The sequence below is a fragment of the Pedobacter mendelii genome (assembly GCF_014635725.1).
In the GTDB taxonomy this organism is placed as follows: Bacteria; Bacteroidota; Bacteroidia; order Sphingobacteriales; family Sphingobacteriaceae; genus Pedobacter; species Pedobacter mendelii.
The window spans coordinates 149,873-165,869 of record NZ_BMDJ01000007.1 but is presented as its reverse complement, the minus strand read 5'-3'; the positions used below and the strand labels follow the sequence as shown (position 1 = coordinate 165,869).

Here is a 15,997-nt window from a genome sequence, read left to right as displayed (position 1 = left end):
CTGTTTAAATTTATATTGTGAAAATGTTTATCGCTTTTTTTGAGCGAAACAAGGCAAATGTTGCAGAGATAGCCAGCCTATCTCGAAATATTTAATGATGTTGCAGCCGAAAAGAAGCATAAACAAATTATTAGATAAATTTTAAACAGACTCTTAGCCTTTATACAAGAATTTTTTAATTAAGAAATTATAAATTGATTAGGAACTCTTCCTTATCAACGGGATTTTGTAGAATATTATATTATATTTTTCTATATAATCCACGCGACAATTAACATAAATAACAAATAAAATAATAGCTTCTAAATAAAATCCAATTTCATCGCTATTTAGTCGGTTAAATTTCAAACATATTTTATAAAGTTCTTGTTACTATCAAATATTTAAATTTTTGATATTAAGTACATCATTATTTTATGAGTTCAGATTCCCTGTTATTAAGTTCGGAGCAGCTATTAGATATATTTAACATTACGCCAACTGCAACAGCAATTCATATTGGAGAAGATGCGGTAATACAAATGGCTAATGATGCAATGCTAAGAATCTGGGGGAAAAGCAGAAGCGTTATTGGTAAATCATTAGAAAATGCCTTGCCGGAATTAAAAGGTCAGCCTTTTATAGATATGTTCAAAAAAGTCTGGATCGAAGGCCTTGTAATTTCCGGAAAAGATACCGCTGCAGATTTAATTATTAACGGTGAGCTTAAAACATTTTATTTTGATTTCGAATACAGGGCTATTAAAAACGAGAATGGAAAAACACTTTGTGTTTTACACACAGCTGTAGACGTTACAGAAAGGGTAATTAATCATCAGCAACTGAAAATAGCTGCTGAAAAAGAAGTTGCTTTGGAAAGAGAGCAGGCACTAAACGAAGAACTGGCTTCATATAATGAAGAACTAAATGCAACAAACGAAGAATTGCATGAGGCCAGGGAAAATTTAAGCTCATTAAACCGTGAACTCAAAACTCGCGTTGAAGATCGTGTAAAAGATTTATCAGATAGCGAAGAAAGATTACTTCAGGCTATCGATACTGCAAATATGGGTACGTGGAGTATAAATCTCGAAACTTTGGAAGTTACGATGTCTGATTTTGTTAAAAATATATTAGGCATACCGTTTAGCGAAAAACCGGAAATGGAAAATATAATGATGGCTATGCTACCAGAATATCATAACCCGCTATCGATAATATTGAAAAAAGCTATAGATAACCAAGAATCTAATGATACGGAATACCCTATAAAAAACATACAAACCGGCGTAATAAAATGGGTAAAAGCAACGGGAAAAGTATTTAATAAAAAGAATGGGGAGCCAAGTGAATATTTTGGTCTTTTTATGGATATTACAGAAAGAAAGCTTGATGAACTCAGAAAGAATGACTTTATAGGCATGGTTAGTCATGAGTTGAAAACACCATTAACTGCGCTAAATGGTTTTGTACAGGTTCTTCAACTTCGTGCTAAAAAATTAGAAGATAATTTTTTAGCTAATGCACTTGATAAAGCTTACAACCAAATCAAGAAAATGACTGTAATGATAAATGGTTTTTTAAATGTTTCCAGATTAGAATCTGGAAAACTTCAGATTGATAAAAAAACATTTGATTTGGAAGAACTTTTCAGAGAAGTAGTGGATGATGCTGGGATTTTACAAAGCTCTCATAACATCAACCTAGGCATTGATAAATCTATTCAAATTAATGCAGATAGAGACAAGATTGGGAATGTTATTTCGAATCTTATTAGCAATGCTGTTAAATATTCTCCAAGTGGCGGAAATATTGATGTTGACTGCAAATGCAATGACGATTCTATTACCTGCTGTATAAAGGATAGTGGAATTGGAATTAAAGCAGAAGATTTAGAAAAACTTTTTGATAGGTATTATAGAGTAGAAAGCAACCATACCATATCAGGTTTTGGAATTGGTTTATACCTTAGTGCAGAAATTGTACGCAGACACAATGGTAAAATATGGGTAGAAAGTGAACCAGGCAAAGGTTCTTGTTTCTACTTCAGCATACCTATTAACTAAATTTCGCATTAAACAATGTAAGGTTCCATTTCCTTATCAATACTTTTACGCAATTCCATTAACTTAATTGCATAACCATGCATTGCAATTTCCTTTTCCGTTTTTGGAGTAAATGATGGAATTACCTTTGGTTGACCATTATCATCAACAGCCACAAAAACAATAATACAATGTGTGTTTTTAACAAAATCTGCCTGTCCAACTGGTTTTGAAAAAGCATCAACAGCAATATGCATACTAGTTTTTCCTGTGTATATAATTCTTGCCTCCATTTTTACCAAATGACCGATATGAACCGGATGGAAAAATCGTATCCCACCAACATATACGGTTACACAATAGGTTTGGCTCCATTGTAATGCACAAGCAAAAGCCGCCTGGTCAATCCATTTCATCATCATACCGCCATGAACTTTTCCACCGTAATTTACATCAGATGGTTCACTTAAAAATTGAAGTTCGATGTGGTTTTTGATTTTAGCCATGTTGACAGATTTAAAGTATTTAAATTAACCGCAAAGTACACAAAGTGAAACGCAAAGAAAATTAAGTTTTGGTTTTTTCAATATCCTTTTATTGTTAACTTGAAGAGATAAAAAAATAGTTCAGATGGAGATTGCTTCGTGCCTCGAAATGAATAAGCCGCCGATTAAATAATAAAAAAGAGGGTGTTCATCTTTTTTTAAAAATGATACACCCTCTTAATAACAAATACACTTGGTGTACTTTGCAAAAAACTTTGCGCCTTTGCGGTTTAACCTACGCTACTTTGCCATTATGCTTATTGCATAACCACCTCCTGGTGCACAATATTGAGTTAGTTTGGTTTTATTTGTCACTTCCATTTTGCGAATGGTGTAAGCTTTTGGATTGGTTTCATAATTTGCATCCTTAGCATCTGCATAAATGGTTGCTGTATATTTTTTACCTGCATCTAAAAAGCTGAAATCGATTTTCGATGTTCGGGCAACTTCATCATTTGTACGGCCAACAAACCAGTTATTTTTACCTTTGGCTTTACGGGCGAAAGTGATATAATCGCCTGGTTCTGCTTCCAAAACTTTAGTGTCGTCCCAATCAACTGCCACATCTTTAATAAACTGGAAAGCATCCATATATTTATTATAAGTTTCTGGTAAATCTGCAGCCATTTGCAACGGACTATACATGGTTACATATAAAGCCAGCTGACGAGCCAATGTGGTGTGAACGAAAGATTTGTTATCAGGATTGTAGGCACTTACCCGGGTTTCGAAAATGCCTGGCGTGTAATCCATCGGACCACCAATTAAGCGAGTGAAAGGTAGAATTGTAGTGTGATCTGCATTGTTACCGCCAAAAGCTTCGTATTCTGTTCCACGGGCAGATTCGTTTCCGATTAAATTTGGGTAAGTACGAGCCAAACCAGTAGGACGAACAGCCTCATGCGCATTTACCATAATTTTGTATTCGGCAGCTTTTTCAATGGCATACAAATAATGATTGTTTAACCATTGCCCATAATGATGCTCCCCACGAGGAATCATATTGCCTACGTAACCACTTTTTACAGCATCGTAGCCATTGGCTTTCATAAACTTGTAAGCCGTATCGAGGTGCCTTTCATAGTTACGAACCGATGAAGAAGTTTCATGATGCATAATCATTTTAATACCTTTACTTGCTGCATAGCGATGCAATTCTTTCACATCAAAATCTGGGTATGGTGTTACAAAATCAAAAACATAATCTTTCGTTTTACCGAACCAATCTTCCCATCCTTCATTCCATCCCTCAACTAAAACAGCATCTAAACCGTTTGCTGCAGCGAAATCAATATATTCTTTTACATGCGCCGTGTTTGCAGCGTGCTTTCCGTTAGGCTTTGTTTTCGAGTAGTCAGTTACACCTAATTGTACGCTGGTTAAATCGTTGTAAGCCCAGGTACTTTTACCGGTAATCATTTCCCACCAAACGCCAACATATTTAGTTGGTTTAATCCACGATACATCTTTAAATTTTGTTGGCTCGTTAAGGTTATAAGTTAATTTCGAAGTTAAAATATCGCCAGCTTTATCGCTCACAATAATTGTTCTCCATGGTGATAAACAAGGCGCCTGCAAATAACCTTTATCTCCTACTGCATCAGGCGTTAACCAAGATTCTAAAACCATGTTTTTATCATCAAGATTTAACGACATTAAAGAGTAGTTTATTAAAGCTGCCTCATGAATGTTGATGTACAATCCATTTTTACTTTTCATCATCAAAGGCGTTTGTAAACCAGTTGGCGAAAAAGTAGTTTGTGATGCATTCGGGGTAACCGCAGCTTTCATTTTACCACGCACTTCTGATAAGTTTGAAGTTATTGTACTATATTCCTGTGTATCGTAATCTCCTGGCAGCCAAAAAGCTTTATGGTCGCCAGCTAAAGCAAACTGTGTTTTTTCTTCTTTAATTACGAAATAATCAAGATTTTTCTGCTCTGGAAATTCATATCTGAAACCTAAACCATCATTAAATAATCGTAACCTAACAATGATAAAACGATTGGTTTCTTTTTGCGTTAAAGTTATCGCAAGCTCGTTATAATGATTTACAATTTCTTTCACCTCACCCCAAACTGGTTTCCAGGTTTCATTGAAAGCACTCGTTTTAGTATCAGAAATTGTAAAACCGTTCACTAGCGATTTGCCTTCTTTGAGTTCTAAACCCAGTTTGCTGGTTTTAATAACATCTTTACCTTTGTATTTCAGGCTATACGTTGGTACGCCACCATCTGCTAAAGAAAAGTTAGCAACTAAATTAGCATCAGGAGATTTTAATTCCTGAGCAAAAGCCATTATGCCAATAAGCAAAAAGCATAGTGTTGTAAATAATTTAGAGAGATTAAAGAAATTGTAGTTTCGGTTTTTATTCACTGTATATAATTTATTTTAATGTTTGTTTTTATTGCTATTACAATCACCACCTAAGACATCTTAGCATAACTAAGCTTAATGATCTTAGGTGCCTTAGGTAGGCATTTTAAAATTTACTTTTATTGCTATTAAAATCACCACCTAAGACATCTTAGCACACCTAAGCTTACACATTCTTTTGTGCCTTAGGTATTCAAAATCTTATTATGGATAACTCACATTCATAGTCGTTCATTTACTTTTACCATATAAGACATTTAAGGAAATATAAGCTTGAGTTTAATCTGTGTTCACCCTGTTTATCTGTGGTAAAACTATTCTAGTAACAATGTATCATCATCATCTGTTAAGCTCAATTGGATGCTATCACTACCTGCAATGCCCTCAATAGAACCTCGAATATGCGTAGCGTTCAACAATACTTTCTCTAATTGTTTTTCACGGGCTTTCCATAAACGTTCCATGGCATCGCGTTCGCGTTGAATGGATAATTTCATACTCATAAAGCCTTCACGAATGGCTTTCCATTGCTCAGAAAACTCTGCTCCGGTTAAATAATCGTACAACATGTGCATTTTATCTCCTCTGTTCTCTTGAGATTTCATAGCCGATGATAAGCGCAAAATTCCATCACGTAACACATAAGCTACTGCATTCACTTCCTCAAAAGAGCAAATCCAAACGCCATCTTTTTGACCGAAACAATCCATGCCTTTAGGATAACATTGACTCACAATTACGGCAACATCAACGCCCATGCTTCGCATGTCTTTCTTCAGTTTTTCAATCCAGTCTCCGCCAAAATCTTTTGTTCGTTTACTTTCATAAATAATTTTGCCACACTCTTGTCCGAAGTTATTCCGAACTACCTGAACACAATCTGCTCCGCGAACGCCTTTGCCAACTTCCTCAATTAAATCGAAAGGAAAATTGCTGCGTAATAACTCTTCTAAAATTAACTCCTGCACCTCACCTTGTAATTGCATGCTACCCTGCTCGGCTTTGCGCTTCATTTCATCAACAAGCTTTTTTTGATCATCAAGTTGCTTTTCAACTTCTCTCATTCGCATTTGATGCTCGGTATCTTTAATGCTATTTTTTTCGGCTTCCTGCTTACGTATTTGCTCTACCAACTCATTACGCTGCTCTTGCATCTTACGTTGCATAGAAAGTTCCATTTCCTGCTCTTTAAGAAGTAAACCTTCTTCCCGTTTCAAAAATTGAAGTTCTTTTTCACGAGCAAGTCTTAATTTTTCGGCATTATCTTTCGCCGAACCTTCTAGCATTTGAAGTTTGGTTTCGTAATCAGAAGAGATACTTTTACGTAGATTTTCTTCTAAATCGCTTTTAAGTTTATTTTTCTCTTCAACCAATTTAGCATCAAAAGCTTTCTGTTGTTGTTGTTTTTCATTTTCCAGCGAAGTAAGTTTTCGCTGAAATTCTTCGTCTTTTTGCCTGGTAAAGGCAACCATTTTCTCTCGCAGCTCTTTCTTATAATCTTCGGCCATAGCCTCTTCCATCGGAAAAACATGGGCACAGTTGGGGCATTTAATTTCAGTCGCCATAAATATTTTTTCACTTCATACAAACCTGAAGGCATACAAATATATCAAAGCTTTTTAGCAATAAGTAAACGAGTTTTGCACCTTTTGTTTACAACACTTTTGAGCGAACTTCATGCCCTACCGTTAAAATTTTACTTACCGGGCATTTTGAGGCAATATCCTCTAATCTAAATTTTTGCTCTTCAGTTAAATTGCCCGTGCAGGTTATTTCTTCAAAAAATATTGTTTCAGCATTTTCTATATTGATGTTAACTTCAACTTCTATTTTTTTGACTTCCCAACCTTTTCTATCTATATACATTCTTAATGTAATTGCAACGCAAGAAGCTAAAGATGCCATTAATAATCCCTTTGGAGCAAATCCTTTATGTGTTCCACCTAAATCGAAAGGTTCATCTACAATTATATCATGCGACCCATTTGTTACTGAACATGCATAATGTTCCATGTTAATCGTTGCTTTTACCATATATTTTTATTTTTAGAATACTAATTAGAAAAGCTTGTTCTGCCTTTTATCGGTCCTGATAGTCCTGCTTTTCGTTTCAATCTTTTTTGACATCTGTAATGGTTATTTTGTACGCTATTGCATGAAGAAACTACAGGATAATTACATTCATTATGCGCTTCAAAAAAGGATTTCCACTTTAATCAGGTTTATAGAAACCATCTAATTTTACTATTATCGAAAACTCGACTAATTTCCTCATCAAACCTGCATGTTAACCAATTTAAACTTAGCAAGAATTGCGCTGAAGTTACCCTTTTCATATTTCCGAAACATTAAATCAATGCATTTGTTTCTTATACAAATCTTATCATTATGAAATACAGAAAGTTAATCGGAAAATGTTTTGTAAAAAAATCTAATAACAGTGCTCAGGTTGCTTTAGCAATGGTTGCAGGATTAGCTGCTGGTGCAATTATTAGCATATTATTCGCACCAGATAGAGGTGCCAATACTAGAGGAAAAATTGCAGGTGGTGCAAAAAATTTACGTTATGGTTTTCAAGATAAATACAGTTTATTAAAGGAAAAAGTATTCGGCGTGGAGGCAATTGAAGAGGATATTGTAGAACAGGAAATTTCACATTTTAAACATAAGGTTGAAAAAAAACGTAAATCTGATGTGAAAGATATTTTAGATAGCGCACATCAAAATGGTCAAGCTGACGAAGAACAAGCATAATGCTTTGTTAATATTATTTTAACAGTCTTATCTACAATCAGAGTATCTAATTAACAATTGTCTGATTAGATACTCTGATAAATTATAATTTAATTGATTTAGATTATACATTTGAGCTTTAATTTCGCTCCATGGCTTTTATTCTTTCTAAACTGTTAATTTTTATACTACAGCCAATCATTTGGATTTTGATAACGCTGTTATGCGCAGTTTTCGCTAAAAGACAACAAAACAGAAAGAAGCTCTTAATAGTTGCCTTTGCATTATTGTTCATTTTTTCTAATCGTTTTTTGATTGGGAAAGTTTATAACCTTTATGAAGCTAAATATCCTGAACCCGCAAAGTATGAAATTGGGGTTTTGTTAGGTGGTTTTTCAAAATCAACTCAACACAATGATTTAGGTGTAAATGAGCGTGGAGACAGGCTTATACAAACCATCAATTTACTCAAAAAAGGTATCATCAAAAAAATTTTAATCAGCGGTGGCTCTGGTAAGTTGATTGGATCAGAATCTATTGAAGCAGATTTAACTGCAAAATACCTGAAAAATATTGGCATTCCTGATTCAGTAGTTTTAGTAGAGAATGAAAGCAAAAACACCATTGAAAACGCAAAATATACTTTTGAGCTGATAAACAAGACGAAGCCAAATGCATCGATACTTGTGATTACAAGTGCATGGCATATTCCACGTTCAAAAATGATTTTTGACAAAATCTTTAATCGCAAGTTGGATTATTATCCTACTGATTATTTTGGAAAAGAAAACTATGACATTTCTGATTATTATTTACCTGATGCCGGAGCTTTTGCATACTGGCAGTTTATCTTAAAAGAATGGATAGGTTTAATCGTTGATAGAATGAGAACGTAGTTACTAGCTATGTAAAATGAGTTAGCTGTCATTTTAGAATACAAAATTCAATAACAAATTCTTCTGAATTCGGACTTTTTACTTTTAATTTTTGATTTTTACGCCTCAATTGCTTTCCAAAGCATGTCTTTCAATTCTAAAATGTTCTTTTCAGCTACCGAAGAAATAAATATTGATGGAATTTTAGGCAAATCCTGTTTCATTTCAGCCATTAATTCTTCATCCAACATATCAGATTTTGTAATGGCTAAAACATGTGGTTTTTGCATTAATTCAGGATTATAAGATTCCAATTCCCTTTTTAATATTTCATATTCTTCTTTTATCGTTCTGCTCGTATCAGCAGGAACCATAAATAACAATACGGAGTTACGCTCGATGTGGCGTAAGAAACGATAACCTAAACCTTTTCCTTTCGATGCACCCTCAATAATTCCGGGTATATCGGCCATTACAAAAGATTTCCCACCTCTGTAACTTACAATTCCCAAATTAGGAACAATGGTTGTGAAAGGATAATCAGCTATTTCAGGTTTTGCAGCAGAAACTACAGATAGTAAGGTAGATTTACCCGCATTAGGAAAACCAACCAAACCAACATCAGCCAAAACCTTTAATTCAAGAATATTCCAAACTTCTTTGCCTTGCTCGCCGGGTTGTGCAAAACGTGGTGTCTGCTGAACCGAGTTTTTAAAATGTGCATTACCCAAACCTCCGCGACCGCCAGGCGTTAAAATTTTGGTTTCGCCATCTTTGGTAATTTCAAAAAGCACTTCGCCGGTTTCTGCATCTTTAGCAATGGTTCCAAGTGGAACTTCTAAAATTTCATCTTTACCCTGGCGTCCGAATTTATGAGAACTTCCACCTGCTAAACCATCTTCGGCAATAATGTGCTTGCGGTATTTAAGGTGTAATAATGTCCAAATGTTACTGCTGCCAACAACAATGATATGCCCTCCACGACCGCCATCGCCGCCATCAGGGCCGCCCATTGATGTTAAAATATCACGATGCAAATGTGCTGAACCTGCCCCGCCCTTACCAGAACGACAACAAATCTTTACATAATCTACGAAATTTGAACCTTGTGACATATTGATTGAAGATTTTAGATTGACAATTTTAGATGTTAAAATTGCCGATAAAATTACTGCATTTACATTCTCGATTTTTTATATGTAAAAATCGCTAAAAAACAAACATCCGCAAAAAACAACTAATGCTTTTTCTGCGGATGCAATTAATTAAATATTGTACTAAAATTTATCAATAACCGAGCAAAGGTCATTGTAAACTGTTTCTATCTCTCCAATTCCATTTACTTTTTTCAACTTCCCTTGTTCCTCGTAATAAGGCAACACGTGGATAGTTTTATCAAAATATTCTGAAATACGTTTTTTCAACTTTTCAGCATCGTCATCAGCTCGACCGCTAACTTTGTGGCGCTCAGCAATACGTTTTGTTAATTCTTCCTGATCTACATCTAGAGCAATAACACCAGCAATTTTACTGCCTTTACGCTCTAAAAACAAATCAAGCTCAATAGCTTGAGGCACCGTACGTGGAAACCCGTCAAACACAAATCCTTTTGCATCAGGATTTTTATCAACCTCTTCTTCAAGCATGGCAATTGTTATCGCATCTGGCACTAATTCGCCATCTGCCAATAATTGGCTAACTTTTTTCCCTAATTTGGTTTCTCCCTTTACATGTGCTCTAAACAAATCGCCGGTTGAAATATGTAATAATTGATATTTTGATATCAACTTTTCGGATTGGGTACCTTTACCCGCCCCCGGTGGGCCAAAGAGAACTAAATTAAGCATCAACGTGGTTTAGGTTATCTTTAAAATTAAAAAAGCCTTATTCCTATGGCTCGCAAATTAATATTATGAAAATCAGACAAAGTGCTGCCTTTCAAGGCTGCAAATATATAATTATTAATTTACATGCCATTATTATTGATAATTTATTTAAAAAACGGGATAGTTTAAAACCTATCTAAACTATTCTACAACAGAAATTGAAGAATATATTCCTAAATCGAAACTTTTAAGGAATGCTTTAAACAATCTAAGAGAAATATGAGGTTTCTTACAGGTAATATGGTATAAAACAAAAAAAGAGGAATCAAAAATGATTTCCTCTTTATGTGCACTTGTAGGGATTCGAACCCCAAACCTTCTCATCCGTAGTGAGATGCTCTATCCAATTGAGCTACAAATGCGTTACCGTGTGGTTAACGGACTGCAAAAGTAAGATTTGAGATTTAATTTCGCAATTATATTTGAAAAAAAATGATTTAAGATTTTAAAGAATCATTAATTGCTTTAAAATCAGGTAAATCACCAGCACTTTCTAAAACCTCTGCATAAACAATTTTTCCATCTTCATCTATAACGAAAGCTGCTCTTTTAGAAACGCCTTTCAATCCGAATACAAATTCATCATAAAAAGCACCATAGGCTTGCGATGCTTCTTTATTAAAATCGGATAATAATGGAAACTGATAACTCTGTACTTCTTTAAATTTAGCTAAAGAGAATGGAGAATCTACAGAAATACCTAAAACTTGCGCATTAATACCTTCATAAAAGCTGAAATTATCTCTTATGGTACATAACTGTTCGGTACAGGTTCCTGTAAAAGCCATTGGAAAGAAATGAATAATTACTTTTTTGCCTTTAAATTCTGATAAAGAAACTTCAGCTAAATCCGAACTGTATAATTTAAAATCTGGGGCTTGATCGCCAATTTGTAGTGACATATTTTAATTGCTTTATTGTTAAGTGTTTTATTTAGTTAATAGTACAATGCATCCAATCTTGATACCTGATACTACTTGATACCTGATACTATCTACTTGATACTATTCTTCATCTGCTCATCCACAATCTTTAACCCCTCGCTAAAACTATGGGGATTGTAACCTAAATCTCTAATCGTTTTATCGAGTACAAATCCAGTTCTTAATGGGCGCTTCGCAGTTTGATTTAAACTTTCAGAACTTATCTCCGAAATAATTGATTTATCAAATGCCCAATAATCGGCAACTTTTCTCACTAAATCTGCAATACTCATGTAATCTTTGCCAGATATATGGTAAATTCCCTGGGCATTTTTTTCTAAAGCCAATAAACAAGCTTCGGCTAAATCTTCTGCTAGAGTTGGCATCCGCCATTGGTCATTAACTACATTAATTGGTATGCCTTTTTCTAAAGCACCTTTCGCCCAAAGTACTATATTACTTCTGCTCATGTCATTCGTAATTCCGTAAACTAAAATTGTTCTTAAAATTACCCAGTTTGCTTTTGAGTTTTTTAACAATTCTTCTGCTAAAACTTTTGACTCGCCATAATAGCTTAAGGGATTAACGGTATCATCCTCTTTATATGGCCCATCGGCCCCATCAAAAACGAAATCTGTGCTTAAATGTATGAATTGAATATTCTTTTCTTCGCAAAGCGATACTAAAGTTTTCACAGCATCAACATTTAACTGGTAGCAAAGTTCTTTATTTGCCTCTGCAGTATCAACATTAGTCATCGCCGCGGTATGGATAATTGCATCGGGCTTACATTTTTCGATAACGGCTCTAACCTGGGCTGGATTTAGAATATCCATTTCTGCGTATTCATAACCATTTGTAATGGGGTAACGATTTGCACCTTTTGAAGTAGCTTTCAGTTTTACCCTACCCTCAGCTAAAATCTTCTCAGTTATTTTTTGACCTAAAAGGCCATTGCTACCTGTTGTTAAAATTGTTTTCATCAGATGATTTTATGCCTCTAAATTATCTAATAAATCCTTGTTGAAAAAATTTATAATATATATTTAAAATTAGGCAAGAATAACTTAACTTTGCCAACCGAATTGGAGCCCCTACAAACAGCTTTAATTCATTGATTGTAATAAATTTACTCACAACAGATATGCCTAACTTAGGAAAAATAGCACAAATTATCGGCCCAGTGGTTGACGTTAGCTTTGCTGATGATGCCCATCTACCTAAAATTTTTGATGCGTTAGAAATAACGAAAGAAAACGGACAAAAAATTGTTTTAGAAGTTCAACAACACTTAGGTGAAGATCGCGTTCGTGCAATCTCGATGGATTCTACAGATGGTTTAGTTCGTGGAATGAAGGTTCTTGATACTGGTTCAGCAATTAAAATGCCAGTAGGCGACCAAATTAAAGGCCGTTTATTTAACGTGGTTGGTGAAGCCATTGATGGTATTACTGCTGTTGATAAAACAGATGGTCGTCCTATACATGCAACTCCTCCTAAGTTCGAAGATTTATCTACCGAAACTGAAGTACTTTTCACAGGTATTAAAGTAATCGATTTATTAGAGCCTTATGCAAAAGGTGGTAAAATTGGTTTATTCGGTGGTGCTGGTGTAGGTAAAACGGTATTAATCATGGAATTGGTAAATAACATCGCTAAAGCTTATGCTGGTTTATCAGTATTCGCAGGTGTTGGTGAACGTACTCGTGAGGGTAACGACTTACTTCGTGAGTTTATCGAATCAGGCGTAATTAACTATGGTGATGAATTCTTACACTCTATGGAAAAAGGTGGTTGGGATTTAAAATCAGTTGATACTGAAAAATTAAAAGAATCAAAAGCAACGTTAGTTTTCGGTCAAATGAACGAACCTCCTGGTGCACGTGCTCGTGTAGCATTATCAGGATTAACAGTTGCAGAATATTTCCGTGATGGTGATGGTGAAGGCGCTGGAAAAGACATACTTTTCTTCGTTGATAACATCTTCCGTTTCACTCAAGCAGGTTCTGAGGTATCGGCTTTATTAGGTCGTATGCCATCTGCAGTAGGTTACCAACCAACATTGGCAACCGAAATGGGTTTAATGCAAGAGCGTATTACCTCAACAAAACGCGGTTCAATTACATCAGTACAAGCGGTATATGTACCTGCGGATGATTTAACTGATCCTGCACCGGCAACAACATTTGCCCACTTAGATGCAACTACGGTACTTTCTCGTAAAATTGCTGAGTTAGGTATTTACCCTGCGGTTGACCCATTGGATTCAACTTCACGTATCCTTTCTCCTGCCGTTTTAGGTGATGAGCACTATAACACTGCACAACGTGTTAAAGAAACTTTACAGCGTTATAAAGAATTACAAGATATCATTGCAATTTTAGGTATGGACGAATTATCCGAAGAAGATAAATTAGTGGTATCAAGAGCTCGTCGTGTTCAACGTTTCTTATCTCAACCTTTCCACGTAGCTGAGCAATTTACAGGCTTAAAAGGTGTGTTGGTTGATATTAAAGATACCATCAAAGGTTTCAACATGATTATGGATGGTGAAGTTGATGAATATCCTGAAGCTGCATTTAACTTAGTTGGTAGCATTGAAGATGCTATTGAAAAAGGTAAAAAATTATTAGCAGAAGCGAACAACTAGTATCAAGATTTGAGTATTAAGTATCAAGATAACTAAACCCTACTCGATACTTGATACTTGCTACTTAATACTCAATTTTAAAAAGAATGAATTTAGAAATATTAACTCCAGATAAAAAAGTTTTCGAAGGTGAAGTAACAGCAGTTACGGTTCCTGGCACTTTAGGTTCTTTTCAGATTTTAAAAGACCATGCAGCTATCATCTCAACTTTAGAAGATGGAGAAGTTATTATTAAAGCAAACAAAACCGACGAACAACGTTTTTTTATCAAAGGCGGTGTAGTTGAAGCCATTCACAATAAAATTGTTGTATTGGCAGAAGGTATTGCATAATTGAAATTCGTCATGCTGAATTTATTTCAGCATCTCAAAAAAGCCTTTTCGATTAATTTCGAAAAGGCTTTTTTTGTAAATTGGAGAATTGATTTTTATAATGGATTATGATGAGGTAACTTGATAAATTCTAAAGTTACTCTTACAATTTATTCCAATAGAAATCTATTAAATTTTTAAATTTCATTTCCAAAAATGCAATTTTAAGAAGAAAAATGGAAAATTTATGATGCAAGCATAATAAACATACCATATACCGTTTTGATATTTAGTCTAGCTTCGTCGGCATTAAATCACTAAATTCACCACTATAAAGAATAATATTCGGAATTAACTTAATATGTTAGAATTATATTCTTATTTCACTTTTTTCTGATTTCTCTTGCATATTAATGAACCAAAAACTAAATTGGTATTTATAAAGCATCAAGAAATAATGACAATTCAAACCAACCGTTTTTCTAACATCGCACCTGCAATTGCAGCAGGAAATGTTTTGTTATTACCTGTCATTATTGTGAACCTACTACTCCTAAATATTTTACTAGGGAAGAAACCGGGCTGCTTTTAAATAGATGTAAATAACTAAATATACTTAAAGCGTCCCGATACAATCGGGACGCTTTTTTTAAATAACAAAACGCAGTATTATGAAGTACTATAATTCTAATACGATTATATACCTTGATGGAAAGTTTGAAAAGGCTGTAGATAGCAGTACTGATCTTTATGGTCAGTCGCTACATTATGGTTATGCTGCTTTTGAAGGTATTAGAGCCTACAAAACGCACAATGGCAATCGCATTTTTAAAGCAGCTGCCCATTTCGACCGTTTAGAGCGATCATGTCAACTGGCAAATATTCCATTTCCATGGGATAAGGAAGAGTTAGTTAAAGAAACCTATAAATTACTTACGCTAAATAAACTGAAAGACGCTTATATCCGTCCGCTTGTTTTTTGCCACCCAAACATGAAATTGAATGGACCAACTGGTGTTTCCATTTTAATTTGTGCCTGGGATTGGGATGCTTATTCGGGGAATAAATTATTGAAATTAACAATTTCCGATTACGAAAGGCCAAATCCAAAATCAACACCCATGGAGGCGAAATTGAGCGGTAATTATGTAAACTCTATCTTGGCAACAACAGCGGCCAACAATAAAGGCTATGATGAAGCTTTGCTTTTAGATATGCATGGTTTTGTGGCTGAGGCATCTGGCGCTAACATTTTCATCGAAAAAGATGGGAAGCTTTATACACCATCTGCAGGCAATATTTTACCGGGCATTACAAGGGCAACTGTTAAAGAACTTTGCACAGTTTTAGATATTGAATGCATAGAGAAAAAATTAACCGTGGAAGATTTGAAGAATGCAGATGGCGCTTTTTTGTGTGGTACAGCTACTGAAATTGCCGGTATCGCATCGATAGATGATATCGTTTTCCGTACGCTTTGGAGAGAATCTTTGGGTTATACCATACAACGTGCTTATAAAAATCTTGTGCTAGAGAAAGTAAATTACGAAGTGATTATTTAGTAGCGAATAGTAAGTATCAAGTACTGAGTATCAAGTATCAAGATTAGCTGAAAACTTTCAACTTCAAAAATATTACAACATTATAACTATTAAGGACGACATTACATCCATA

Annotated in this window: 14 protein-coding genes and 1 tRNA gene; 6 read left to right on the top strand and 9 right to left on the bottom strand. The window is 34.8% G+C overall.

The window, feature by feature from the left end:
• Positions 1–416 precede the first annotated feature (416 nt).
• The gene (locus IEV50_RS13365) at positions 417–2,045 is read left to right on the top strand and encodes a PAS domain-containing sensor histidine kinase (RefSeq protein ID WP_188415136.1); all 1,629 of its coding nucleotides are present in this window, start codon (positions 417–419) and stop codon (positions 2,043–2,045) included.
• Positions 2,046–2,053: 8 nt separating this feature from the next.
• Here IEV50_RS13365 and IEV50_RS13360 read toward each other — a convergent pair whose 3' ends face one another.
• The 4 genes from IEV50_RS13360 to IEV50_RS13345 all read right to left on the bottom strand — a co-directional run bounded on the left by IEV50_RS13360 (position 2,054) and on the right by IEV50_RS13345 (position 6,979).
• Complete coding sequence (locus tag IEV50_RS13360; RefSeq protein ID WP_188415135.1) at positions 2,054–2,530, bottom strand: acyl-CoA thioesterase; 477 nt, start codon at positions 2,528–2,530, stop codon at positions 2,054–2,056.
• A gap of 279 nt (positions 2,531–2,809) precedes the next feature.
• Positions 2,810–4,945 (bottom strand): glycoside hydrolase family 97 protein, encoded by a 2,136-nt coding sequence (locus IEV50_RS13355; RefSeq protein WP_229746728.1) that lies wholly within the window; start codon positions 4,943–4,945, stop codon positions 2,810–2,812.
• Between the two features lie 314 nt (positions 4,946–5,259).
• A complete protein-coding gene (locus IEV50_RS13350) occupies positions 5,260–6,510 on the bottom strand; it encodes a DUF2130 domain-containing protein (RefSeq protein ID WP_188415133.1) in 1,251 nt (416 codons plus the stop codon).
• An 88-nt stretch (positions 6,511–6,598) separates the two neighbouring features.
• The gene (locus tag IEV50_RS13345) at positions 6,599–6,979 is read right to left on the bottom strand and encodes an OsmC family protein (protein ID WP_188415130.1); all 381 of its coding nucleotides are present in this window, start codon (positions 6,977–6,979) and stop codon (positions 6,599–6,601) included.
• Between the two features lie 354 nt (positions 6,980–7,333).
• Between IEV50_RS13345 and IEV50_RS13340 the strand changes: the two genes are divergently transcribed.
• Both IEV50_RS13340 and IEV50_RS13335 read left to right on the top strand, forming a co-directional pair.
• On the top strand, positions 7,334–7,699 hold the full coding sequence (locus IEV50_RS13340) for a YtxH domain-containing protein (protein ID WP_188415128.1): 366 nt from the start codon (positions 7,334–7,336) through the stop codon (positions 7,697–7,699).
• 290 nt (positions 7,700–7,989) lie between these two features.
• Entirely contained in the window at positions 7,990–8,574 is a 585-nt protein-coding gene (locus IEV50_RS13335; RefSeq protein ID WP_188415126.1) for a YdcF family protein, read from the top strand.
• A 98-nt stretch (positions 8,575–8,672) separates the two neighbouring features.
• Here IEV50_RS13335 and obgE read toward each other — a convergent pair whose 3' ends face one another.
• The 5 genes from obgE to IEV50_RS13310 form a co-directional block, all read right to left on the bottom strand.
• Complete coding sequence (gene obgE, locus IEV50_RS13330) at positions 8,673–9,668, bottom strand: GTPase ObgE (RefSeq protein ID WP_188415124.1); 996 nt, start codon at positions 9,666–9,668, stop codon at positions 8,673–8,675.
• 162 nt (positions 9,669–9,830) lie between these two features.
• The gene (locus tag IEV50_RS13325; RefSeq protein ID WP_188415122.1) at positions 9,831–10,400 is read right to left on the bottom strand and encodes an adenylate kinase; all 570 of its coding nucleotides are present in this window, start codon (positions 10,398–10,400) and stop codon (positions 9,831–9,833) included.
• A gap of 327 nt (positions 10,401–10,727) precedes the next feature.
• A tRNA-Arg gene (locus tag IEV50_RS13320) sits at positions 10,728–10,801 on the bottom strand.
• Between the two features lie 75 nt (positions 10,802–10,876).
• Positions 10,877–11,341: a redoxin domain-containing protein gene (locus IEV50_RS13315; protein ID WP_188415120.1), complete on the bottom strand. Its 465-nt coding sequence runs from the start codon at positions 11,339–11,341 to the stop codon at positions 10,877–10,879.
• A gap of 92 nt (positions 11,342–11,433) precedes the next feature.
• Positions 11,434–12,345: an SDR family oxidoreductase gene (locus tag IEV50_RS13310; RefSeq protein ID WP_188415118.1), complete on the bottom strand. Its 912-nt coding sequence runs from the start codon at positions 12,343–12,345 to the stop codon at positions 11,434–11,436.
• Positions 12,346–12,506: 161 nt separating this feature from the next.
• Between IEV50_RS13310 and atpD the strand changes: the two genes are divergently transcribed.
• From atpD to ilvE, 3 genes are all read left to right on the top strand, one after another.
• The gene (gene atpD / locus IEV50_RS13305; protein WP_188415116.1) at positions 12,507–14,012 is read left to right on the top strand and encodes a F0F1 ATP synthase subunit beta; all 1,506 of its coding nucleotides are present in this window, start codon (positions 12,507–12,509) and stop codon (positions 14,010–14,012) included.
• Between the two features lie 86 nt (positions 14,013–14,098).
• Entirely contained in the window at positions 14,099–14,344 is a 246-nt protein-coding gene (gene atpC, locus IEV50_RS13300) for an ATP synthase F1 subunit epsilon (RefSeq protein WP_188415114.1), read from the top strand.
• Between the two features lie 650 nt (positions 14,345–14,994).
• Positions 14,995–15,885 (top strand): branched-chain-amino-acid transaminase, encoded by an 891-nt coding sequence (ilvE, locus tag IEV50_RS13295; RefSeq protein ID WP_188415112.1) that lies wholly within the window; start codon positions 14,995–14,997, stop codon positions 15,883–15,885.
• Positions 15,886–15,997 lie beyond the last annotated feature (112 nt).